The organism is Oceanicaulis sp., from assembly GCF_965284345.1.
Classification (GTDB): Bacteria; Pseudomonadota; Alphaproteobacteria; order Caulobacterales; family Maricaulaceae; genus Oceanicaulis; species Oceanicaulis alexandrii_A.
This window is the reverse complement of record NZ_OZ260073.1, coordinates 2667343-2690626: the sequence shown is the minus strand read 5'-3', so window position 1 is coordinate 2690626 and position 23284 is coordinate 2667343. Positions and strand designations below refer to the sequence as shown.

Below are 23284 nucleotides of genomic sequence, written 5' to 3'. Positions count from 1 at the left end.
CAGTGCGGGGCGCGTCAAAGGTCAGGAAGACACAGATGTTTCGATCTCTTTTGCTCGGCGCCCTCGCCACCGCAATGTCGCCCAATTGTCAGGCGCAGGAGCTGATCTCCGCCAGAGAAGCCCAAGCGGACGCCCAGACGCTTTATGAAGGCCTTCAGGCGGCGCATTACGATCTTTACGTCATCACGCCCAAGCCAGTCTTTGACCAGTATTATCAAGAGCTGCAAGACAGGCTCGACGACGGACCGATCAGCCCTTCGGCTTTTCACAGCGCCCTGCAACGCTTCGCCGCCCACGCTCATATCGCCCATACCCGGATTGAGGGCTTCAACCCCGGCTTCAACGCCTATCTCACCGACGACGCCCTGGTCTTCCCCCTGAGCTTTGAGGTGCGCGAGGGCGAGGTGGTCGTCACCCAGGCGCCATCGGATTCCAGCGTGCGCCCTGGCGACCGGATCGTAGCGCTTCAGGGCGCGTCCAATGCAGACTGGCTGGCGCGGCTGACCCGCAACATCTCAGCGGATACGCCCGCCCTCGCCTACAGCCAGATGCAGGGTATGGAGCTGTATTATATCTGGCTGGAATACGGCCCGCTCTCACGCTTCACGCTCGCGCTTGAAGACGCGGCCGGGGTCAGGCGTCAGGTCGAGCTTGACGCCGTTCCCATGGCGGCGCTGTCTGCACGCGAGGGCGTTGAGCGCGTTGATCTGTCCGGCCGCGATGCGCGCATGGTGACGGACACCATCGCTTATCTGCGTCCCGGTCCGTTTTACAATACGGCCGCTCAAACCCCGCAAGACGCCTATGACCCTGAGGCGCTGGCCGCCTACACAGCGTTCATTGACGCCGCGTTTGAAGACTTCATCAATCAGGGCGCGCAGGCGCTGATCCTCGATGTTCGGGACAATCCGGGCGGGGACAATTCCTGGTCAGACCCCGTGATTTCCTGGTTCGCCGACCGCCCGTTCCGCTTCGCCTCCGAGTTTCGCATTCGCGTCAGCGAGCAGACGACAGCGTCCAACCAGGCGCGGATCGCTGCCACGTCTGAAGGCGTTTCCAGCATCTCCCAGACGCTCGCTGACCTTTATGACAGCGCGCCCAATGGCGAAACGGTGAGCTTTGAGCTGCCCTACGCCCATCCCCGCGAGGGGCGGCGGTTTGACGGCGCGGTTTATGCGCTCGTCGACCGGCGCAGTTTTTCAAACGCCGTGTCAGTAGGCGCCATCGTTCAGGATTACGGCTTTGGCGATGTGATCGGCGAGGCCAGCACCGACATGACCACCACGCTGGGCGCCATGGAGCAGTTCACCCTGCCCCATTCAGGCCTTGTGGTCGGCTATCCCAAGGCGCTGATCATTCGTCCCAATGGCGACACGCACACCCACCCGCTGGAGCCGGATACGCGCTTGCCCCACCCGAGGCTGGGCGATCGAGGCGATGTGATGCTGGAGGCCGCCATCGCGCATATCGAGGCTCAGAAGCGCTGACACAAAAAACCCCGGCGGATCGCTCCGCCGGGGTTTTGCGTTCAGACCTGCGTCAGCAGATTAGCCGACGATTTCGTCGTCCGAGAAGAAGAACGGGATTTCTTCAGCCGCGGTTTCCGGCGCGTCAGAGCCGTGCACGGAGTTGGCTTCAATGGATTCCGCAAACTCTTTGCGGATGGTGCCCGGCGCCGCGTCTTCCGGGTTGGTGGCGCCCATGACTTCGCGGTATTTCGCGATGGCGTCTTCACCTTCCAGAACCTGCACGACCACCGGGCCGGAGATCATGAAGCTCACGAGATCGCCGAAGAAGGGACGCTCTTTGTGCACGGCGTAAAAGCCTTCAGCCTGGTCCTTGCTCAGACGGATGCGCTTTTGCGCGATGATGCGCAGGCCGGCTTCCTCGATTTTGGCGTTGATGGCGCCGGTGAGGTTACGTGCGGTGGCGTCGGGTTTGATGATGGAGAAGGTGCGCTGGATCGCCATGTGACGGTGTCCCTGTCTGGCCTCTCAAGGATTGAGAGGGGAATGGATTTGCCGCGGCTTATAGCCATGCCGGGCGGGGATGAAAACCCGTGTCCGCCATTGCGGCTGAACTAGGCTCTGGACTCATAACCAGCACTGACGGTTGCCGCGAGGAATACGGCTGCGAGGAAGACGTCCGCTCGCCGATTGTATCGGGTGCCGATACGTCGACAGCCCTTGTGCCGCCTGAACATTCGCTCGACGGCGTTCAGGTCGCGACATGGGGCGGTAGAAAAACCGGATTTGTCGCGGCGTTTCGATTTGGGCGGGATGTTCGGCCGCCCCCTCAAAGACTGACGCAGACACGGACATTGCAGACGCTCGACGGTCAGCGAATATCTGTTTAGATTTTTGGGCGTTCAATGAACGCAAAGCAGTAGAAAGGGGCTCGTATGCTGGAACGCCTGGTTGAATTCCTTGGAAGTCCGATGAGCATCTGGCTGCTGGCCGGAGCCTATTTTGGCATGGTGATCAGCGAGCGCGTCTTCTACTTGCTTCGCCGACGCGGCGATTACAACAATGCCGACGCGCTTTGCAGCATCGGCCTGAACCTCATGAACAGCGTGCTGGGTCTCTTGATCGGCTTCGCACTGCCCTTTGCCGCATCGGTCTGGCTGTATGACAATGCCCGCCTGTTCACGATCGACGCAGTGTGGCTCGCGCTGCCTGTCGCCTTTCTCTGCCATGAACTGGCCTACTACTGGGAACACCGCCTCGGTCACCGGGTGGGCTTGTTCTGGGCCTTTCATTCGATTCACCATTCATCCAACGAGTTCAATCATTCGACGGCGGCCCGTGGCTTCTATCTGGATGGCAAACTCCAGATTCTGGGCGCACTCACAGCGTCGATGCTTGGCGTACCGCCGATGGTCTATCTCGCAATCGTGGTCGTGAAGAGCGCCTACGGCATCTGGAACCACGCTAGCTATGTCGGCGATCTGGGCTGGATGGAAAAAGTCTTCGCCACCCCTCGCAACCACATGGTCCACCACGCGAACCAGCCGAAATACATCGACAAGAATTATTCACAGGTCCTGATCCTCTGGGACCGCCTGTTCGGGACGTTCCAGCCTTATGAAGAACGCCCGATCGTGGGCCTTGTCAGTCCTGTTCACGACAACAATCCGTTGACGGCGCAGTTCATCGGTTTCCGGCAACTCTTCGCGCGCATGGGCTCTGCGAAGCGGTGGTCCGACAGGCTGGCCTATCTCTGGAAGCCGCCGGAATGGTCCCATGATGGGGTCTGCCGCAGCGATTGCCCGAAATACGCAGCGAAAATGGCGCCGGCTGAATAGCCAATCGTATCAGCCAATCTGAAAGGTTATTATTCTGGCCCATTTCAGCGCAGTCCCTCCATTCGCTTGGCGTAGAGTGGACAGCGTAAATCGGGCCGGAAGCTAGATCGCGCTTATGCCGTCAAATCCCGCAACCCGCCAGATTCCATCAGAGGTTTAGGCGCTGATCTCGACAATGCCGAGGCTGGAGCGCGTCATGGCTTGCCGCACCAGCTCGGCGCCGGTTTCAAAGCGGACGGAGACAGCTGATTGCGCGCTGGATATCTGTTGGCTCGCGAGGGCCAACGCGGTCATTCCCGACGCGCCCAGCACCAGGGCGAGCATAAGAGTTCTGAGCATGACCAACTTGTGTGTTGTATGATTATGCCTTCTGACTACGCCCCGCCCGAATGGCTCTGGATTACCGCGACATAACAAATCGGAAAGCGCTACCGGCGGGCACAGGCGCGCAATCGACTTGCCCGGCGCTAAAGAGCGCGCTAACCGGCACGCCTTATGTTGCACATCAATGACCTTTCCCACCGCATCGACGGACGCCTGTTGTTTGACCAGGCGACGCTGTTCCTGCCCGCCAAGACCCGCATGGGGCTGGTGGGACGCAACGGTACAGGCAAATCCACGCTGTTCCGACTGATCCTGGGCGACGCCACGCCCGATGACGGATCGGTGAGCCTGCAGCCCGGCGCGCGGATCGGCACGGTGGCGCAGGAAGCCCCGGCGGGTCAGACCTCGGTGATGGATTTCGTCCTCGCCGCCGATCTGGAGCGCACGGCCCTGCTCGCCGAGGCGGAGACAGCAACGGAGCCCAACCGCATCGCGGACATCCAGACCCGGCTCGCCGATATTGATGCGCACTCGGCGGAAGCGCGCGCGGGCGCGATCCTCAACGGTCTTGGATTCAGCGCGACCGATCAGGGGCGCGCCTGCGCGGAGTTTTCTGGGGGCTGGCGCATGCGCGTGGCGATGGCGGCGACCCTGTTCGCCAAGCCCGACCTGTTGCTTCTGGACGAGCCGACCAACTATCTCGACCTTGAAGGCGCGGTCTGGCTGGAAACCCATTTGCAGAAATTCCCCGGCGCTGCGCTGATCATCTCCCACGACCGCGACCTTCTGAACGCATCGGTGCATTCCATCGTCCATCTTAAGGATCTCAAGCTATCGGTCTGGGACGGCGGGTATGACCAATTCCAGCGCCAGCTCGCCGAACGCCAGCGCCTGCAGATGAAAATGGTGGAGAAGCAGGAGGACGAGAAACGCCGCCTGCAAGCCTTTGTGGATCGGTTCAAGGCCAAGGCGACCAAGGCCAAACAGGCCCAGTCCCGCGTCAAGCGCATCGAGAAAATGCAGCCCATCGCCACCATGGTCGAAGACCCGGTGGCGCCGTTCGAGTTTCCGAACGCCGAGCGCCGCATGGCCAATCCGCTGGTGCGGTTTGACGAGTGTGAGACCGGGTATAGCGAAGACAAGCCGATCCTGAAAAATCTCGGCATGCGTATCGATATCGATGACCGCATCGGGCTTCTGGGCCGCAATGGCGCGGGAAAATCCACCTTCGCCAAGCTTCTGACCAGCGCCCTGCCCGTGACCTCGGGCGCCATGCGCATGCACAAGAAAGCCGTAGTCGCCCATTTCGCCCAGCACCAGATCGACGCCCTGTCGGCCAATCACTCCGCCTACACCCATGTGCTCGAACGCATGGAGGACGCGACCGAGGCCGAGCGCCGCGCGCGGCTCGCGCGGTTCGGCCTGCCCGCCAACCGTCAGGAAACGCCAGCCAAGAATTTGTCAGGGGGCGAGAAGGCGCGCCTTCTGATGAACCTCATCACCTTTGACGGCGCGCATCTGCTGATCCTCGACGAGCCGACCAACCACCTTGATATCGACAGCCGCGAAGCGCTCAAGGCCGCGATCAACGAGTTTGCCGGCGCGGTGATCATCATCTCCCACGATCGCGATCTGATCGAGAGCTGCGTGGATCGGCTCTGGCTGGCCGCAGACGGGACCATCAAGCCCTATGACGGGGATATGGACGATTACCGCCGCGAACTCCTGGCGGGCGAGGTCAAACCGCGCGACAAGTCCAAGCCTTTGGGCGGGCAAAAGACCCAGGACCGGCGCGACGCCGCGGCCGCGCGCGAAAAGCTTAAACCTTTGAGGGCTCAAGCGGCCAAATCCGAGACAGAGATTGAACGCCTCAAGGGCGTGCTTGAAAAGATCGACGCAGGCCTGGCTGTCGACGGGCTCTGGGAGAAAGACCCAGACCTCGCCACCGAGCTCACCAAGAAGCGCTCCAAATGCGTCGACATGATCGACGAGGCGGAACTGGCCTGGCTGGAGGCCGAAGAAGCGCTCGAGGCGGCCACCCGGGCGGCGCAGGGCGGATAAGCACTGGCGCTCTAAGCCTAAAGTCGTGTGACCGGCGGTCACCTTGTCCAGATACTCTCCCCATGTCCAAATGCGGATCAAACGTCCAAAGAACGTGATCCCGGGGAGTGATTGAACATGGGCTCTATCTACGACACCGATCTTGAGCGGAACGACGCCAATCATGTGCCGCTCAGCCCGATCAGTTTCCTGACGCGCACCGCCCGCGCCTATCCTGAGAAGCTCGCCGTCATTCATGGATCCCTGCGCCGCAGCTGGGGCGAAGTGTATGAACGCTCGATCCGGCTCGCCTCCGCCCTGTCCAAGCGCGGTGTAAAACCGGGCGATACGGTCGCGGTCATGGCGCCAAACATTCCCGCCTTTGTCGAAGCGCATTTCGGCGTGCCCATGTCGGGCGCCGTGCTCAACGCCCTCAATATCCGGCTCGACGCGGAAGCCATCGCCTTCATCCTCAAGCATGGCGAAGCCAAAGTGATCCTGGTGGATCGCGAGTTCTCTTCCGTCATCGCCCAAGCGGTCGAGACGCTCGAGACGAACCCCCTGATCATCGATATCGACGATCCCCTCGCCGAGCAGGGCGATCTGATCGGGGAGATCGAGTACGAGGCCTTCCTGAAAGTGGGCGATCCGGGCTTTGAGTTCCATCGTCCGACCGATGAATGGGACGCCATTGCGCTCAATTACACCTCTGGCACCACGGGCGACCCTAAAGGCGTCGTCACCCATCATCGCGGCGCCTATCTCAATGCCCTCGGCAACGCCATGGAATGGGATCTGCCCCATTTCCCGGTCTATCTGTGGACGCTGCCGATGTTTCACTGCAATGGCTGGTGCTTCCCCTGGACGATTGCGGCCAAGGCAGGCGTCAATGTCTGCCTGCGGCGGGTGGAGCCGCTCGCCATTCTCTCCGCCATCTCAGAGCACAAAGTCACCCATCTGTGCGGCGCGCCCATCGTGATGAGCCTGATGATCCAGCTGCCAGAAAAGGAACGGCCCACATTTGATCACTCCGTCGCGATGATGACCGCCGGCGCCTCCCCGCCCGCCAGCGTGATTTCGGGGATGGAGGCGATGGGCGTGACGGTGACGCACACCTACGGCCTCACGGAAGTCTACGGTCCCTCCATCGCCTGCGCCTGGAAGCCGGAATGGGATGAACTGCCGCTGAAAGAGCGCGCGCGGCTGAAGGCGCGTCAGGGCCTGCCCTACATCACCCAGGAAGACCTGATGGTCGCAAACCCTGAAACCCTGGAGCCCCTGCCCTGGGATGGGGAAAGCCTTGGGGAGATCATGATCCGCGGCAATGCGGTGATGAAAGGGTATCTCAAGAACCCCGCCACCACGCAGAAGAGCTTCAAGGGCGGCTGGTTTCATACCGGCGATCTCGCCGTCACCCATCCTGACGGGCATGTGGAGATCAAGGACCGGTCGAAAGACATCATCATCTCGGGCGGCGAGAACATCTCCTCCGTCGAAGTCGAAGACGTGCTCTATAGCCATCCGGATGTGGCCGCCGCCGCGGTGGTCGCCAAGCCTGACGCCAAATGGGGCGAAACGCCCTGCGCCTTCATTGAGTTAAAGAGCAGAAGCGAAGTGACGCCTGAAGCGATCATCGCCTATGCCCGCGAGCATCTGGCCCACTTCAAGGCGCCGCGCCTGGTGGTGTTCGGCGACTTGCCCAAAACCGCCACCGGCAAGATCCAGAAATTCATGCTGCGCGAACGGGCGCGGGAGATGCATTAGGGGTCAGAGGACAAGCTGAGGGCCGTAGAAGGACCACTCATCGCGTGGATCAAATTGCCTGTCTCATCGAGGCCGACGCCCAAGCCTTGCTGACGGCGGGCTTCAAAGAACGACTCTTCGTCTGCACTCGGCTCGGCAAGAACCGCTGAAAAAGCGTCGAGCCAGATCTCGTTTTCAGGTTTAAGCTGGTCCATAGAAGCCTCTTTTCGATGTTGCCGCGTTATGAGAGTCGGCTCGAATGCATTCCCTTCTCGTGCGACTTTGATTTATTTCTACCGATGAGCAAGAACCCTAATCAAACTGAAGCTCTGATCCCAGAAAATGGATCGATTGAGTTTAGTCGCTGGGAAACCCCATTCGAAAACATGGAGTGCGAGATCATAGAGGTCGCCTTCGCACCCAAATTACAATGGTCAAAAGACTCCGAGCCGCTCTATCGAGATAACTCGATAGTCAAATCTGGATTCAATGCAGATCTGATTACCCTGATTGAAGACCAGAAGGGCCGATTCTACAGAATCATTTTCGAGAAAATTGTCGCGATGAGGCTCTTGGATGAAGCCGGCCTTACTGAAATCTGGCAGGCATCAGCTCAACCAGGCGGCAGGCCAGGCCAAACGACTTTTAAAGTTCGCAATCATAGTTGGACGAAGGAAAGCAGCCTAGAGTTCATACAAACTGCAGGCTGGTCGTTCATGATAGCGACTGAGAATAATTGCTTGGAAATAGTCAGCTTCAGCGTCCCCGAGATTTCAGAGAACCACTCGCCTTCCGCCTAACGGCTTTCCGTGAAGAAAAAACCCTCAGCCTAACCGCACTTCACCTCTGTGATGACGCCACCATCGCCCACAACGATATTCAGGCGGTCCGGCCGGTAATCCATCGTCACCGCATCGCCGGGACCATAGACCCGGTGCGGACGCGGCAGGCTGTCGGTATGCACCCCGCCCACCGGCTGGCCCACAAGCACCTGATAGGCCTCGGCGGCGCAGAGCTGCATCTCTCCGCCGGTCTCCGGCGCGAAATCAGATTGAGGCCCGGTGTCCAGCGGCATGGAGGCGCAGGCGGTCAGCGTCAGACCGGCGGCGATGAGGGTGAGTGTACGGATCATGCTTTGCGCTCCCAGCGGCCCATTTCGTTCTGCCGCCAATAGCTAATGGCAATATCAGACTTTTTCTGGGCGGCCCAGAGCGCGCGGGCTCGCGCCAGGCTGGTTTCGTCGGACGCTTCAAACATCACCACCACGCGGTCCCAGGCGGACACATCGCCGGGATCCGCGCCGTCGAGACAGAACAGCATATTGGCTGTGTTCACGTTATCCGGCGTATCCGCGAGCAGGATCGGCTGGTCTTCGGCCTGAGGCGCGCTGGCGCGGCCATGGGGCAGGAAGCTGTCCTCGCGGAAGGTCCAGAGATGACTGTCGAGATGCTCGAGCCTTGTCTCTTCCTGGCTGCACACCAGGGCGCGACCATTGCGCTCTCTCAACTTCGTCAGAAGTTCGGGCAACGCCTCGTCAACGCTGGCGTTTTCCAGATGATAGAACCATAGCTCAGCCATGTGTGCGTCCTGAATAGCAACGCCCCCGGCTCAAGGCCGGGGACGCTGCGGAAAGGGCCTAGCCCTCGAAATTGTCACGCACCAGACGGTCCAGCAGGCGCACGCCATAGCCGGTGCCGAAAGTGGGCTGACGCGGGTCTTTCGAACCCGCATGCATGCCGGTGCCGGCGATGTCGATATGGATCCAGGGCTTCTCGTTCACGTGACGCTTGAGAAATTGCGCCGCGGTGATCGAGCCGGCCATACGGCCCTCGCCGACGTTTTTCATGTCCGCATTCGGGGTGTCGATCTGGCGGTCATATTCCGGACCGATCGGCAGACGCCAGACGGTCTCGTCAGACGCCTTGCCCGCTTTCTCCAACTTGGCGACCAGATCGTCGTCATTGGAGAACACGCCCGCATGCTCGTGACCCAGCGCGATCAGGATGGCGCCGGTCAGGGTTGCGAGATTGATCATGAACTTCGGATCAAAGCGCTCTTGCGTGTACCACAGCACATCACCCAGAACGAGGCGGCCCTCGGCGTCGGTGTTGTGGATTTCGATGGTCTGACCGGACATGGATTTGACGATGTCGCCCGGACGCTGGGCGTTGCCGTCGGGCATGTTTTCGACCAGGCCGATCACGCCGATGACGTTCGCCTTGGCTTTGCGGCCTGCGAGCGCAGCCATCAGGCCGACCACAGCGGCGGAGCCGCCCATATCGCCCTTCATTTCGTCCATGCCCTGCCCCGGCTTCAGCGAGATGCCGCCAGAGTCAAAGGTGACGCCCTTGCCGATGAAAGAGATCGGCTTGTCGCCAGACTTGCCGCCATTCCATTTCATGACGACCATTTTGGATTCGCGCACCGAGCCCTGGCCGACGCCCAGCAGGGCATGCATGCCGAGCTTTTCCATTTCGGCTTCGCCAAGAACTTCAATTTCAAGGCCAAGCTTGCTGAGTTCCTTGACCTTTTCGGCGTAGCTTTCGGGGTAAAGCGCGTTCGGCGTTTCGTTGACCAGATCGCGCGCCAGGGTCACGCCCTCGGCGACCGGCGCCCAATCCGCCCACAGTTTTTCAGCCGCAGCAGCATCGCCTGACACCATTTCGACGCTGGTGACGGAGGGTTTTTTGTCTTCGGCCAGCTTGGTGCGATAGGTATCGAACCGGTAGCTCGCCAGGGTCGCGCCCAGCGCGCCGCGGCACAGCTGGTCAGCATCGCCATCCAGATGCACGGAGACGGTCTTGGCGCCCGAGGTCAGGACGGACTTGATCACGCCCGCGACCGCCTTCTCGGCGCCATTGCCATCGAGCTTGGATTGATCACCCAGGCCGAACAGCACGATGCGGGTCGCATCCACGCCCGCCGGCGCTGCAATTTCCAGAAGATCGCCGGCGCCGCCCTTGAAACGAGACGCGTCGATCGCGCGGGTCACCGCGCCGGACGTCGCCGAATCAAGCGCTTTCGCGGCGTCCGACAATTTGCGGTCGGCATAAACCGGCGCTGCAACTGCATCGCCAGACGCTGAGGCGGCAAACAGGATTTTCATGGCAAGCCTTTCTAGTATCTGCAAGATTACGGCGCGCGAGGACCGCGCGGCCCGTTGGAGAACTCCATGCGGGCAGTGGTATCGCATCCCAACCCGCGTTAGAAGATGCGGTCTTCATGGATACTGACTGCTCGTCCATTCACACATTGGCGCCGAATGACCCTGTTTCAACGCTATACTTTCAGACAGGCGCTCTGGCCCTTCCTGGGCGCCATGGCGGCGCTGACCGGTCTGGCGGTCCTCACACAATCGCTCTCCAATCTCGATCTGATGGCGGAACGCGGCGAAACCGCGCTGGTGCTGATCTACATTACCGTGCTGGCCATGCCGCAGGTGATCGCGCTCCTGCTGCCGATCGCCGTGTTTCTGGCCGTGGCGATCTCGCTGAACCGGCTGACCAGCGATTCTGAACTGACGGTCGCGGCGGCGGCGGGGATGAGCCGGTTTCAGCGCGTCAGCCCGTTTGTGCGCCTCGCCATCTATGTGGTTCTGCTCAATCTGGTGATCAATCTGTTCGTCCAGCCCGCGAGCTTTCGCGAGATGCGCCAGCAATTGTTCGAGATTCGCACCGACCTCGCCGCCAGCTTCATGCGCGAAGGCGAATTTGTGCCGCTGGGCGATCAGGTGACCTTCTATGTGCGCGAAATCAGCGATGACAGCGTGCTCAATGACGTGTTCATCGTCGACCGGCGTACCGGCCAGTCCGCCGCCTACGCCGCCCGGCGCGGCCGCATCGCCGCCACCGAGCGAGGCCCGGTCATGCTGCTGGAAGACGGCGTGCGCACCCAGGTCGATCAGTCCGGCGTGCTGACCAATCTCAGTTTTGACAGCACCAAGGTCGAGCTCACGGTGTTCGTGGACAACACGGCCTCGCTGTTCTTCAAGGAGAGCGACAAATTCCTGTCAGAGCTGCTCACGCCCACCCCCGCCGACATCGCCCGCGCCGGCGGCAAGGACCGGCTGCTGGCCGAAGGGCATTACCGGCTCTCCGCCCCGCTCTACAGCCTCGCCTTCGCGCTGATCGCCCTGGCGGCCTACATGTCCGGCGAACATCGCCGCATCGGCTATGGGCGCAATCTGATCATCGCCGGCGCCAGCGCGGTGATCTTGCGCCTGGTGGGCTTTGGCGTGCAGGCGGCGGCGGAGTCTGATGACGGCATGAACGCCGTGCAGTATCTCGTGCCGCTCTTAGGCATTGCAGTTGCGATCGCAATCATCGGGCGTCCGCGTCGCCGGGCGCCGCGCCCTGCAGCGTCTCCGGCTCAGCTGGCGGAGGCGTGAGCATGTTCGGACGGCTCTGGCGCTATATCTTCACCCAAACTCTGATTGGACTGCTTGGCGCCGCGCTGATCATCACCGCCGTGATCATGCTGATCGATTTCGTCGAGACCTCTCGCGATATCGGCACGCGAGTGGGCATTTCCGCGCTTCAGGCGCTGCATCTGTCGCTGCTGAAAGTGCCGCTGCTGGTGCAGGACACCCTGCCCTTCATCGTGCTCTTCGGCGTGCTGTTCACCTTCTTCCGGCTCAACCGCCGGTCCGAGCTGATCGTGATGCGCGCGTCTGGGTATTCCGCCTGGCGCATCCTGGCGCCGGTCGCGATCCTCGCCGCGCTCACCGGCGCCGTCAGCACGCTGGCGCTCAATCCGCTGGGCGCCGCGTCGAACGCCCGGTTTGAGTCCACCCGCGAAGCCCTGTTTGAAGGCGAAGGCCAATCCAGCGGCGCGGATCAGTCTGGGCCCATCTGGCTGCGCGAGACGACGGCCACCGGCTACACCATGATCACCGCCCAGCAGCAGGGCGCGGACGACGCCTCGCTGACCCAGCCTGTGTTTCGCCAATACGTCTTGTCTGACACCGGCGCGCCGACGCTGGATCGCCGCATCATCGCCGATGAGGCCGAGCTCAATGGCGGCTTCTGGAGCCTTGTGAACGCGGTGGAGTACGCGCCGGGGGGGCAGGCGGCGGCGCTTGGCGATGTGGCCTTGCCGACCAATGTGGGGCGTCAGGCCCTGTTTGAACGCGCCCGCTCGCCCGGCGCCGTGTCATTCTGGCAATTGCCCGCCGTCATCAATTCCGCACGCGACGCCGGTTTGTCGTCTCTGGCGTATGAGCTGCGCTGGCATGGCCTTCTGGCGCAACCGTTGATGCTGGTCGCTGCAGCGCTGATGGGCATCGCCGCCACCTTGCGCCTGCACCGACTGGGCGGAGCGGCGGCGTTCGCCGTAGCGGGCGCGACGGCGGGTTTCATTCTCTATTTCAGCCAGGAACTGATGCTGGGCCTTGGGGCGTCCGGGGCGATCACCCCGCCCACCGCCGCCTGGACGACGCCCGCACTGTTCTCTCTCGCCGGATTATTCTTTATCGCAGCCACCGAAGACGGCTGATGCGTGGACGCTGGCGCCCCAATCCGATACAGGATTAGCTGGGGCGTGGGCCAAGGGACTGAACACTGATCATGAACGCGTTGTACCGATCTGCGGCACTGGCCGCCCTGCTTGCGGCGGCGAGCCCTGCAGCCATGGCGCAGACCGTCAGTTCTGATCGGGTGTATCTGGACGCAGACGAGCTGGTCCAGGATCAGCAGCAGGGCCTGTATATCGCGCGGGGCGATGTCCGGCTGCAATCGGGCGACCGGGTGCTGTTCGCGCAAGAACTGATCTACAACCCGGCCCTCAATCGCGTGGTCGCCAGCGGCGGCGTGCAGATCTTTGACGGCAGCGAGCCGGCGCAATTCGCCGAGGAAGTCGAACTGAGCGACGATCTGCGCGAAGGCGTGGCGCGCGGCTTTGCAACCTTGCTTGAAAACAATGGCCGCGCCGCAGCGGGCGCCGCCCTGCGCCGCCCCGACGGCTCGGTAGAGCTGTCGAACGCCTATTACACCGCCTGTGAGCTGTGTGAGACCGGCGAAGGCGAGCCCACTTGGCGCCTGCGGGCGAGCCGGGTGGTGCGCGACACCCAGAACAAGGTGATCTATTACCGCAATGTTCGGCTGGAAATCCTGGGCCGCCCGATCCTGTATTCACCGGTCTTTGCCCATGCCGACCCGTCAGCCGCGCGCCAGTCGGGCTTTTTGTTCCCGGTTCTGAACAGCTCGAGCCGTCTGGGCTTCACCTATCAACAGCCTTATTTGTGGGCGATCGGCCCCTCTCAGGAGCTGATCGTCTCACCGCGCTATATGGGCAAGGTGAACCCGCTCCTGCAGCTGGACTGGAGCCGCCGCTTCTATTCCGGCGAGATGAACGTCCAGACGAGCTTCACCTATGAGCAGGAGTTCGATCAGGACGGCAAATTCGGCGATGAAGAGCTGCGCGGCCATGTGTTCGCTGACGGCCTGTTCCGCTTCAATCAAAACTTCCGCTGGGGGTTTGGCGTCGAAGCGGTGAGCGGGGATCTCTATCTGCGCCGTTACGGCTTTGAGGAATCGCCAGACCGCGCCGATGGCCTGTTTGAGATTCGCGATCAGCGCATGCTGCTCAACCAGGTGTTCTTCATCGGTGATGGCGAGCACTTCCATGGCGACGCCACGGTGATCCATTTCAACAAGCTGCAGGAAAACGTCGATGACGACACCCTGCCGCTGATCTCGCCGCTGATCCGGTTCGGCGCCGAACTGCCGATGCCGAGATGGGCGGGCGATCTCGATTTCAGCTTCAACACCGCCAATCTGCAACGAAATGCTGGCGATGATTACACCCGCGCCAGTCTGGCGCTGGACTGGACCCGACCGACAATCCTGCCCGGCGGTCTTCGGGCTGAGGCGTTCGCCCTCGCGCGCGCAGACGCTTACGCCTTCAACGAGACTGATGCGTCGGGCAATGAAATTGACAGCACCAATCTGACCCGGTCGCTGGGCGCTGCGGGCTTGGATCTCAGCCTGCCTTTCGTCCGCCCGGGCGAGAGCGTGAACTGGCTGATCGCGCCGCGCATGGCCGCGATCATCGCCAGCAGCGACAACGCCGACAGCACCCCGGTCAATGTCGACAGCGCGTCTATCGAGTTTCAGCAAAGCCAGCTGTTCGATGCGGCGCGCGCCAATGGCTATGATCTTTGGGAAGACGGCGCCCGTCTGGATGCGGGCTTGACCGTCGCCGCCGACTGGCGCGGCGCCCTGCCCGGCGAGCTGGAAGTCTTCGCTGGCCGCAGCTTCCGTCTGGACGGCGATCAGCGCTTCCCGGCCTCAAGCGGATTGGCCGATGATGATTCGGACTGGATCGGTCAAATCGAGCTTGATCTCGGTCAGTTTGACCTCGACGCCCGCGCCCGGATCGATTCTGAAAGCCAGGAGATCAACCGCCTGGACCTCACCGCCGGCTTTGACGCCTGGCGAGTCTCGATGAACACGCGCTACACCCGCCGCACGGACGCCGCCTCGACGCGCCAGCTGGAGGAAGTGACCGCGAGCGCCGGTTTCGCGATCACCGAGGCGTGGTCCGTGGTCTATGACGGCGTAATCGACCTTGAAGAAAACGAAATCCGCCGCCAGCGCGCAGGCCTGCAGTATCGTGATGAATGCACCAACCTGCGCATTCTGTGGGAGCGCGACAATATCGATGTGGCTAATCTGGGCCCAAGCGACTCCGTAAAACTTGAGATCGTGCTGTTCACCCTGGGCGGCCTGAGTGACGATTAACCTCTGACACGCAGTCGGGCGATTGCGTCAGTCTGTGGTATCGGTATCTTTCCCGAACACCTCTAACCGTATGGTTCTTACATGGCGTTCCGACTCGCGCTGACTTTCCTCGCCGGCATCGCAATGATGACCGCTGCGCCCACCGCCTCCGCCCAACAGGTGGAAGGCATCGCAGCTGTGGTCAATGACCAGCCGATCACAACGCTGGATGTGCGCGACCGCATGCGGCTCATCATCTCTTCCGCCGGCGTGCAGCCCACTGAAGAGATGCTGGCGCGCATCCAGGATCAGGCCATTCGCGGTCTGGTGGATGAAACCCTTCAGCTCCAGCAGGCTCGCGAATTCGAGCTCATTGTGGACGAAGCGGAAGTGGATGACGCCATCGCCGACATCGCCGCCCGCTCGGGCGCGACCGTGGAAGAGGTTGAAGCTGACCTGACCAATAGCGGCATCGACATCAACACCCTGCGTCAGCAGGTGAAAGCGGAAATCGCCTGGCAAATTCTGGTCAGCGGCCGCTATCGCTCGCGCATTCGCATTTCTGATCAGCAGATCGACATGGCGCTGGACCGCTTCATCCAGTCCGCCTCGCAATCGCAATACCGTCTGGGCGAGATTTTCGTGCAGATCACGCCTGATGGCGGTGAAGAGCGGGCGGTCGGGATTGTGCAGACCATTTATGACCAGCTGCGCCAGGGCGCGCCTTTCCAGGCGGTCGCCCAGCAATTCTCCGACGCCGCAAGCGCCAGCTCCGGCGGCGACACGGGCTATCTGCCGCTATCGGGCCTCCGCCCGCAAGTGGCCGAGGTCGTGGAACAGATGCAGCCCGGTCAGATTTCCAACCCGATCCGCGTGCCCGGCGGCTTTCAGGTGATCGCCTTGATCGACAGCCGTGAAGGTCAGGTGGTCGAGCAACTGACCCTGACCCAGATCACCCTGCCAAACTCTCAACTGACCGATGAAAAGCGCGCGGCGCTGTCTGAAGCGGCGAGCGGCATCAATAGTTGCGACGCGCTCGAAGACGTGGTCAGCGGCATTGAAGGCGTCTTCGTCACCAATCTGGGCGATGTGGGCGCGAACGCGCTTGTACCAACCATTCGTGACGCCCTGAGCGGACTTGAGCCGGTCTCGGCCACGCCGGTGCTGGATACGGCGGCGGGCGCACAGGTCTTTGTGCTGTGCGACAAGGCGCTGACCGGACCTGGCGTGCCAAACACCGATCAGATCGAAAACCAGCTGATCAATCAGCAATTGTCCCTGCTGTCACGCCGCTGGCTGCGCGATTTGCGTCGTGACGCCACCATCGAAATCCGGTGATCTGCGCGCCTCTGGCTCTGACCCTCGGGGATCCCGCAGGGGTCGGCCCTGAACTCTGTCTGAAGGCCTGGCGCGCTTTGCGCGACGAAGATGCGTGCTTTGTAGTCTACAGCGATCCGGCGCCCCTTCTGGCGGCGGCGCAGCTGCTTGACCTTCCGCGCCCCGAACTGGTCAAAGATGCAGATGAAGCGCGCCGGGTGTTCTCAAACTTCCTGCCCGTGATCGCGCTTGGGGCATGTGAGACCGAGGCTGAAGCCGCCGTGCGCTCGATCGAAGCGGCTGTGAACGCTGTCCGCCAAGGCGAGGCGAGCGCTGTTGTCACAAATCCCGTCTCCAAGGCCCGGCTCTATGACACCGGGTTCAAATTTCCCGGCCATACCGAATTCCTCGCGCACCTGACTGAAGACCTGCCGATGCACGGCGCGCGCGGTCCGGTGATGATGCTGTCAGGCGGCGGCTTGCGCACGGCCCTCGTCTCTATCCACATCCCGATTCTGACGGCGATCCAGTCTTTGACCTCGGACGCTGTCGTCCATACCGCGCATGTGGTGCGCGATGCGCTCAAGCGCGATTTCGCGCTGGCGGAGCCGCGACTGGCGTTGGCGGGCCTCAATCCACACGCTGGCGAGGATGGCGCCTTGGGACGTGAGGAAATCGACATCCTCGCTCCCGCGCTTGATCAGCTTCGGGCGGAGGGCGTTGATATTATCGGTCCTCTGCCGCCAGACACCATGTTTCATGAGGAAGCGCGCGCTCAGTATGACGCCGCGATCTGCCTGTATCATGATCAGGGGCTGATCCCGGTGAAAACCCTCGACTTTCATGGCGGCGTCAATATCACGCTGGGGCTTCCGATCATCCGCACCAGCCCGGACCACGGCACCGCCTTCGACATCGCCGGGAAAGGCATAGCCAGGCCAGACAGCCTGATCGCGGCCTTGCGCCAAGCGGACCAGATGACGCGCAATCGCGAGGCCGCGTCATGAGCATGGATCAGCTGCCGCCGCTGCGCGCGGTGATCGCCGAACACGGGCTCAACGCGGACAAGCGCTTTGGTCAGCATTACCTGCTCGATCTCAATCTGACCGCCAAAATCGCCCGTTTGTGCGGGGATATGAGCGGCGCCACCGTCATGGAAGTCGGCCCCGGCCCCGGCGGTCTGACGCGGGCTCTTTTCAGTGAGGGCGCGGCCCGGGTGACGGTGATCGAGAAGGATCGCCGCTTTGTCCCGGCGCTGGAACAAATCGGCGAAGCGGCGCCGGGCCGCTTCTCCATCATTGAAGCGGATGCCTTGAAAGTGGATGAAGCCGCCCTGCCCTTTGAAGGCGAGCGGATGCTGGCGTCCAACCTGCCCTATAATGTGGGCACGGCGCTATTGATCAAATGGCTGCAGGCCGATCCGATCTGGTGGACGCGGCTTGTGTTGATGTTTCAAAAGGAAGTGGCTGAACGTGTGGTCGCCACGCCCCGCGACAAGCAATACGGGCGGCTCGCCATCCTGACCGCCGCAGTGGCCAAATCGCGCTACGCCTTCACCGTTCCGGCCCGCGCTTTCACACCGCCGCCCAAAGTGGACAGCGCGGTGGTGGTGCTGGAGCCCCTGCCCGAAGATCAGCGTTTTTCAGACCTCAAGGCGCTCTCGACGGTGACCGAAAGCGCTTTCGGCCAGCGCCGCAAGACCTTGCGTAAATCGCTCGGTCCGGCCGCGAGCCAGACTGGTAAAAGCGCAGAGGCGCTTCTGGAGATCGCCGGGATTGACCCCGGCGCTCGCGCGGAAACCATTCCGCCCGAAGGTTTTTTCAAACTTGCCGAGGCCTGGCGCGCAGCCCGGGGCTAGCCCCGGGCTGCACGGCTCGATCATTTATTCGGCGCTGGCGTCTTCCCCCGCCAGATACTCATCCAGGAAGTTCAGATAGGCGTCAGACGCCGTGATGCGGTTTTCACGGCGGCGGAAGCCATGCCCTTCATCAGGGAAGAGCACATATTCCACAATGGCGCCGTTCTCACGCGCCGCGGCGACCAGCTCATCGCTTTCCACCTGCAGTACGCGCGGATCATTGGCGCCTTGCACCACCAGCATGGGTTTGACGATCTGGTCGGCGTGGAAGAGCGGGGAAATCGCCCGATGACGCTCGGCGTCGGTGGCCGGGTCGCCCATCTCGTCATAAAGCGCCTCGCGGAAGCTCTCCCACCAGGGCGGGATCGATTCTAGCGTCCGCACCCAGTTGGTGACGCCGAAGATATTGATGCCCACATCAAAGGCTTCGGGGTGGAAGGTCAGAGCCGCGGCGGTGATATAGCCGCCATAAGACCCACCGATCACGCCCACGGCGTCGTCGCGCACCCAGTCAAGCGAACGCAGATAGTCGCCCGCCGCCACAATGTCTTGCAGGTCTTCCTCGCCATGACGGCGGTCATCCATATGGAAGAAGGTTTTGCCATAGCCTGACGAGCCGCGATTATTGGCGGCGTACACAGCATAGCCATTGTTCACAAGGTGCTGGATCGCGGCGCTATAGCCCGCCCGGCTTTGCCCGCCTGGCCCGCCATGCACCCAGACCAAAGCCGGCACAGGCGTGTCTGCGCTGGCGTTGTGCGGACGGTACATGATCCCCGGCACGGTCACGCCGTCAAAACTGTCAAAGCGGACGACTTCCGCCTCCACCAGATCTTCGGGCTTGAGCTCGGGGTTGAGCGCTTCAGTGAGCTGGCGATGTGTTCCGGTCTGAAGATCAACCCAGTGGATGTTGTTGGGCGCCACAGATGAGGTCACCCCGAACGCCATCTGGGTTTCGTCTTCATTGAAGCGAACGCCGGCCAGATCGCCGGCAGGCACGCTGTCCGGCAGGTTGACCGTCTCGCCCGTCGCGGTGTCGAGCACGGTCACATCGGTGAAGCCGTCATTATTGACGGCGCTGACCCGGTACTGGCCGCTGGGCGAATAGCCCACATACATCACATCCCAGTCCGCTTCGATCAGCGGCGCGCGGTCGCCGGTTTCAAGGTCATAGCTCCAAGCCTGGTTCCACTCGCCATACTCGTTCGTGGCGTAGACCAGGGCCGAGGAATCCGCCGTGAAATCATAGGCGCCATAAGCGATATTGCCCTCATGCTCGGTGATCAGAACGGGCGCTTCATCCGAAGTCAGATCGGCCAGCAAGATATCGCTGTCCGCCGAAGTGCGCGGCCGGTCCAGCGCCAGCCAGCGCCCGTCCGGGCTGATCGCGGACATGGAGAGCGCCTCGGTGTTTTCAAAGACCAAACTCCGCTCATAGGTCTCTGCGTCATAGGCATAAAGATCAAACGCGGCCGGATCGCGCTCATTGGTGCTGATCCAGATCTGCGAGCCGTCCGCCGACCAGCCCATGAAGCTCGCCTTGACGTTCTCGCCCGGCGTCAGGTCGCGCAGAGCGCCCTCGGCTTCACGCACATAAATATGGTTCAGCTCGTCCCCGCCGCCATCAGCCGTCACCAAAATGCGGTCATCGTTCGGAAACCAGCTCAACGCATAGGTGGCGTTTGTCTCTGACGCGGTCAGTGCGCGCTTGTCTCCGCTCTCGGGGTCCAGCGCATAGGCGTTGATCACCCCGGTTTCATCAGAGGAAATCAGGATCTCGCCCGTCTGGCTGGAAAAGGCGAACCCGGAGCTCGCGCCCATGCCGTAAGAGGTGGTGTTGAAGAACACTTCGGCGGAATGGCCCAGCTCCGGCTCTGACTGAACAGAGCCCGCCGTGGCGGTGGTCGCTTCAGAGGCGCTGACGGTGACGGGGCCCGTGGAGGCCGGACCGCACGCCGCCAGAACACACAGGCTCGAGACTATCAGCAGGCTGGTTTTCAAGGTCATGGATTCCCTCCCCTGGGTTTCATCGGGAGAGAGGTTAACACGCGTCAATACTTAGGCGAAGCGCCACACTCTAGACGCCCGCGTCAGCATCCTCAGCTCTGAACCCCAACCGCTCAGCCGCCTCGATCAGCGCCTGCTTGTCCGCCTCATGGGGTATCGCAGACCGGGCCCGCGCCAGCATGGATTGCGCCAACTCATCCGCCTGAGCGCCAAACAGCGCTTTATCCTGAGCTTTCAGGCCCGACAGGGCGCTGAGCAAGGTGCGGGTGATCACGGGCCGGTTCGCGCCATCAAAGGAAATAGGGTCAAACCCGCAGTCCAGCGCATGCCGCACTGAGATGCCGGGCAGGAAGACGCGTTGCGTCTGATCCGCTGAATCCATGTCCTCATCGGCCGCTTCAGCCAATCTGAGCGACCATTTATGCAACACGCGCTGGATCGCGCGAATGGTGTGAATGGCGGTGCCGGGATCGTTGACGCCAGGCGACAGCGCCTTGGAGGCGATCTCCGACAGGACGATCAGACCAAAACAGGGATCGGACCGGAAATCACGATCCGAGCCCAGATTGAAACAGGCGCACAGCTCGTCCTCACAGGCAGGATCGACGGGTTCAGACAACCGGGCCAGCGGCGCCCCGGCGTCCGCGAATGCGCCCGGCGGCGCCTTGACCACCACTTGCAAGTTCAGACGTTCACAGAGCGCCTTGAGGTCTTCGAGCGCTACGTTCTGAACAAATCCCGGCGCTTTGGGATAGAGGTTCACACCGTCGTCCAGCGTCGGCGGCTCGTCCACATTATGCGCCGCTGGCGCATGATCAAAGGCGGTCTGGGCGACCTCCTCCACACGGCGGATGGCTTCAGTGACGTCGCCCAGTCTCGACAGGCGCTGAAGCCAGCGGATCAAAGTCGCCACCACGATCAGCACCAACAGCACGGTCAGGGCGAACAGGATCACTCTGCCAGAGCCTGAATACAGCCCCAGCAAGCTTCCGATCACGCCGAGCAGGCTGAACAGGAAGGCGCCGATAAAGGTGGAAATGGCGTTCTGCGCCGCGGCGTCTTCGATCATCAAGGCGCGGGCGCGCGGCGTGGCCGAGCTGGAGGCGGAACGCAACGCCGCAACCATGGTGGAGAGCGAGAAAATCGCCACCGCCAGAAGGCTGGAGGCGAGAATGGTCAGCACGGCTTCGTTGGTCTCAGCCGAGACCAGCTCTTTCCACTCAAACGGCAGAAAAGGATCGATCAGCGGCGTGATCAACACGACCAGCGCGGCGCCTGCGGCGTAGGCGGCAGGGCGCAACCAGATGGACCTGAGCACGCGATTGACGAGAAACTCGGCCCTGGACAGCATGAAGGGGTCTTTCTGCGCGAAGAAATCTCAATGAATAGAAACGCCTGAACTGCGCGTCCGGTTCCCTATTCCTCCATCAGCGCGTCGACAAAGCCTTCAATCCAGGGATGGCGTGAGCGTTTCAGGCGTTCGGCGTGCAGGATCTGGCTGAGCTTTTCCAGAGCGCGGGAGAAATCGTCATTGATGACGACATAATCATACTCGTTCCAATGCTCGATTTCCGCCTTGGCGCGGTTCATCCGCCCCTCAATGACCTCGTCGCTATCCTGGGCGCGCTTGTGCAGACGGTCGCGCAGCAGCTTCAGCGACGGCGGCAGGATAAAGACGCGCACCACGTCTTGCGGCGCGCTTTCGGCCAGCGCCTGGGCACCTTGCCAGTCAATGTCGAAGATCACGTCACGACCTTCCTCCAGCGCCTCTTCGACCGGGCCTTTCGGGGTGCCGTAGTAATGGTCAAAGACCTTCGCCCATTCATAGAATTCGTTGGACTTGGTCTTGGCGATGAACTCGCCCTGCTCCATGAAATAATAGTCTTCGCCATGCTTTTCGCCCGGCCGCGGCGCGCGCGTGGTCGCCGAAACCGACAGCACCAGATCAGGGTTCTGGGTCAAAAGCCGTTTGGACAAGGTCGTCTTGCCTGCGCCCGACGGGCTGGACAGCACCAGCATGAAGCCGCGCCGCTGGCCGCGAAACACCGGGCCGGACAGATGATCACCGTGCATGGCGCCTACTCCACATTCTGCACCTGCTCACGCAGGCGATCGACCGTCGCCTTGAGCGCCAGTCCGATATTGGTCAGCTGAGTGTCGCTCGATTTCGAGCACAGCGTATTGGCTTCGCGATTGAACTCCTGAGACAGGAAATCAAGTTTCCGGCCGCAAGGCGAGCCCCCGTCAATGAGAGCATGCGCGCTGTCGATATGGGCTTTGAGCCGGTCGAGCTCCTCACGCACATCCGCTTTCACCGCCATCATGGCCGCTTCCTGGGCCAGGCGGTCGGGATCGACCGTCCCGTCAAGCAGGTCTTCAAGCTTGGCCTGAAGCCGGGCCTTGATCGCTTGGGGCATGGCGCTGTCGCAAACCGCGGCCTGGGTGCGCAACTCCGCAATTTCGTCAAGATGGGCGTCGAGCATGCCTTTCAGCGCCGCGCCTTCCTCAAGTCGCGCCGCTTTCAGACCGTCAAAGGCGGCCTCGACCGCATCGAGCACGGCAGCGTTGCGCGCGCCTATCTGCGCGTCACTGAGCACAGCGTCTTCAGAGGTGATCACACCCTTCAGCGCCAGCAATTCGCCCGCCGAGGGGCGCTCCACAACGCCCTTGTCCACCAGAAGGCGTGTGGCCTCGATATAGGCCTGCAGCCGCGCCTGATCGACGCTGGCCAGACCCGCGTCTTCGGGTGCGGTCAGCGTCACATTCAGCGACACCGACCCTCGTGTGAACCGTGTCTTGGCCAGCTCCCGGATCGGATTTTCGAGCGTATCCAGCCCTTGGGGCAGGCGCAGACGCACATCCAGGCCCTTGCCGTTGACCGAGCGGGCCTCGACGCAAATGGCGCCGTAAGCGCCCGACCGTTCGGTGCGGGCGAAGCCTGTCATGCCTGACAGCGTCATGATGATAGCCTCC

General features: G+C 62.0%; 21 protein-coding genes and 1 pseudogene. 11 read left to right on the top strand and 11 right to left on the bottom strand.

The window, feature by feature from the left end; all coding sequences use genetic code 11:
* The first annotated feature begins 35 nt into the window (after positions 1 to 35).
* On the top strand, positions 36 to 1487 hold the full coding sequence (locus ACQ66J_RS13055) for a S41 family peptidase (protein ID WP_430431969.1): 1452 nt from the start codon (positions 36 to 38) through the stop codon (positions 1485 to 1487).
* Between the two features lie 60 nt (positions 1488 to 1547).
* Here the strand turns inward: ACQ66J_RS13055 and ndk are convergent, their stop codons facing one another.
* Together ndk and ACQ66J_RS13045 are read right to left on the bottom strand one after the other, a co-directional pair.
* The gene (ndk, locus tag ACQ66J_RS13050; protein ID WP_375549299.1) at positions 1548 to 1970 is read right to left on the bottom strand and encodes a nucleoside-diphosphate kinase; all 423 of its coding nucleotides are present in this window, start codon (positions 1968 to 1970) and stop codon (positions 1548 to 1550) included.
* 110 nt (positions 1971 to 2080) lie between these two features.
* Positions 2081 to 2287: pseudogene (locus tag ACQ66J_RS13045) on the bottom strand (IS5/IS1182 family transposase); the annotation flags it as partial.
* A 114-nt stretch (positions 2288 to 2401) separates the two neighbouring features.
* Between ACQ66J_RS13045 and ACQ66J_RS13040 the strand changes: the two are divergent.
* Entirely contained in the window at positions 2402 to 3304 is a 903-nt protein-coding gene (locus tag ACQ66J_RS13040; RefSeq protein WP_430431968.1) for a sterol desaturase family protein, read from the top strand.
* A gap of 156 nt (positions 3305 to 3460) precedes the next feature.
* Here the strand turns inward: ACQ66J_RS13040 and ACQ66J_RS13035 are convergent, their stop codons facing one another.
* Positions 3461 to 3643 (bottom strand): hypothetical protein, encoded by a 183-nt coding sequence (locus tag ACQ66J_RS13035; protein ID WP_430431967.1) that lies wholly within the window; start codon positions 3641 to 3643, stop codon positions 3461 to 3463.
* Between the two features lie 156 nt (positions 3644 to 3799).
* On the opposite strand from ACQ66J_RS13035, the gene ACQ66J_RS13030 reads away from it, so the two are divergent.
* The gene (locus ACQ66J_RS13030; protein ID WP_430431966.1) at positions 3800 to 5689 is read left to right on the top strand and encodes an ABC-F family ATP-binding cassette domain-containing protein; all 1890 of its coding nucleotides are present in this window, start codon (positions 3800 to 3802) and stop codon (positions 5687 to 5689) included.
* 117 nt (positions 5690 to 5806) lie between these two features.
* Entirely contained in the window at positions 5807 to 7432 is a 1626-nt protein-coding gene (locus ACQ66J_RS13025) for an acyl-CoA synthetase (RefSeq protein ID WP_430431965.1), read from the top strand.
* Here ACQ66J_RS13025 and ACQ66J_RS13020 read toward each other — a convergent pair.
* Complete coding sequence (locus ACQ66J_RS13020; protein WP_430431964.1) at positions 7429 to 7626, bottom strand: hypothetical protein; 198 nt, start codon at positions 7624 to 7626, stop codon at positions 7429 to 7431. The genes ACQ66J_RS13025 and ACQ66J_RS13020 overlap by 4 nt on opposite strands.
* A 15-nt stretch (positions 7627 to 7641) precedes the next feature.
* Here ACQ66J_RS13020 and ACQ66J_RS13015 point away from each other — a divergent pair, with 15 nt between their 5' ends.
* Positions 7642 to 8211 (top strand): hypothetical protein, encoded by a 570-nt coding sequence (locus ACQ66J_RS13015; RefSeq protein WP_430431963.1) that lies wholly within the window; start codon positions 7642 to 7644, stop codon positions 8209 to 8211.
* 29 nt (positions 8212 to 8240) lie between these two features.
* Here ACQ66J_RS13015 and ACQ66J_RS13010 read toward each other — a convergent pair whose 3' ends face one another.
* From ACQ66J_RS13010 to ACQ66J_RS13000, 3 genes are read right to left on the bottom strand one after another with little or no spacing between them, the layout of a single operon-like run.
* A complete protein-coding gene (locus tag ACQ66J_RS13010; protein ID WP_430431962.1) occupies positions 8241 to 8543 on the bottom strand; it encodes an I78 family peptidase inhibitor in 303 nt (100 codons plus the stop codon).
* Entirely contained in the window at positions 8540 to 8989 is a 450-nt protein-coding gene (locus tag ACQ66J_RS13005) for a DNA polymerase III subunit chi (RefSeq protein WP_375549304.1), read from the bottom strand. Before ACQ66J_RS13005 ends, ACQ66J_RS13010 begins: the two co-directional genes overlap by 4 nt.
* Positions 8990 to 9047: 58 nt before the next feature.
* Complete coding sequence (locus ACQ66J_RS13000; RefSeq protein ID WP_430431961.1) at positions 9048 to 10517, bottom strand: leucyl aminopeptidase; 1470 nt, start codon at positions 10515 to 10517, stop codon at positions 9048 to 9050.
* A gap of 156 nt (positions 10518 to 10673) precedes the next feature.
* Between ACQ66J_RS13000 and ACQ66J_RS12995 the strand changes: the two genes are divergently transcribed.
* The 6 genes from ACQ66J_RS12995 (at position 10674) to rsmA (ending at position 18304) form a co-directional block, all read left to right on the top strand.
* Positions 10674 to 11798 (top strand): LptF/LptG family permease, encoded by a 1125-nt coding sequence (locus ACQ66J_RS12995; RefSeq protein WP_375549306.1) that lies wholly within the window; start codon positions 10674 to 10676, stop codon positions 11796 to 11798.
* Positions 11799 to 11800: 2 nt separating this feature from the next.
* Positions 11801 to 12904: an LptF/LptG family permease gene (locus ACQ66J_RS12990; protein WP_430431960.1), complete on the top strand. Its 1104-nt coding sequence runs from the start codon at positions 11801 to 11803 to the stop codon at positions 12902 to 12904.
* A gap of 71 nt (positions 12905 to 12975) precedes the next feature.
* Positions 12976 to 15150 carry an LPS-assembly protein LptD gene (locus ACQ66J_RS12985; protein ID WP_430431959.1) on the top strand — a complete coding sequence of 725 codons (2175 nt, stop codon included), beginning with the start codon at positions 12976 to 12978 and terminating at the stop codon, positions 15148 to 15150.
* Between the two features lie 81 nt (positions 15151 to 15231).
* Entirely contained in the window at positions 15232 to 16467 is a 1236-nt protein-coding gene (locus ACQ66J_RS12980; protein ID WP_430431958.1) for a peptidylprolyl isomerase, read from the top strand.
* Positions 16467 to 17453, top strand: coding sequence for a 4-hydroxythreonine-4-phosphate dehydrogenase PdxA (gene pdxA / locus ACQ66J_RS12975; protein ID WP_430432255.1), 987 nt, complete (start codon positions 16467 to 16469; stop codon positions 17451 to 17453). The genes ACQ66J_RS12980 and pdxA overlap by 1 nt, the downstream gene beginning before the upstream one ends.
* A complete protein-coding gene (rsmA, locus tag ACQ66J_RS12970; protein ID WP_430431957.1) occupies positions 17450 to 18304 on the top strand; it encodes a 16S rRNA (adenine(1518)-N(6)/adenine(1519)-N(6))-dimethyltransferase RsmA in 855 nt (284 codons plus the stop codon). The genes pdxA and rsmA overlap by 4 nt, the downstream gene beginning before the upstream one ends.
* 24 nt (positions 18305 to 18328) lie before the next feature.
* Here rsmA and ACQ66J_RS12965 read toward each other — a convergent pair whose 3' ends face one another.
* The 4 genes from ACQ66J_RS12965 to ACQ66J_RS12950 all read right to left on the bottom strand — a co-directional run bounded on the left by ACQ66J_RS12965 (position 18329) and on the right by ACQ66J_RS12950 (position 23271).
* Positions 18329 to 20311 carry an alpha/beta fold hydrolase gene (locus ACQ66J_RS12965; protein WP_430431956.1) on the bottom strand — a complete coding sequence of 661 codons (1983 nt, stop codon included), beginning with the start codon at positions 20309 to 20311 and terminating at the stop codon, positions 18329 to 18331.
* A 70-nt stretch (positions 20312 to 20381) separates the two neighbouring features.
* The gene (locus ACQ66J_RS12960; RefSeq protein WP_430431955.1) at positions 20382 to 21662 is read right to left on the bottom strand and encodes a DUF2254 domain-containing protein; all 1281 of its coding nucleotides are present in this window, start codon (positions 21660 to 21662) and stop codon (positions 20382 to 20384) included.
* Between the two features lie 65 nt (positions 21663 to 21727).
* Positions 21728 to 22384 (bottom strand): guanylate kinase, encoded by a 657-nt coding sequence (gene gmk / locus ACQ66J_RS12955; protein ID WP_375549313.1) that lies wholly within the window; start codon positions 22382 to 22384, stop codon positions 21728 to 21730.
* 5 nt (positions 22385 to 22389) lie between these two features.
* Positions 22390 to 23271: a YicC/YloC family endoribonuclease gene (locus tag ACQ66J_RS12950; RefSeq protein ID WP_430431954.1), complete on the bottom strand. Its 882-nt coding sequence runs from the start codon at positions 23269 to 23271 to the stop codon at positions 22390 to 22392.
* Positions 23272 to 23284 lie beyond the last annotated feature (13 nt).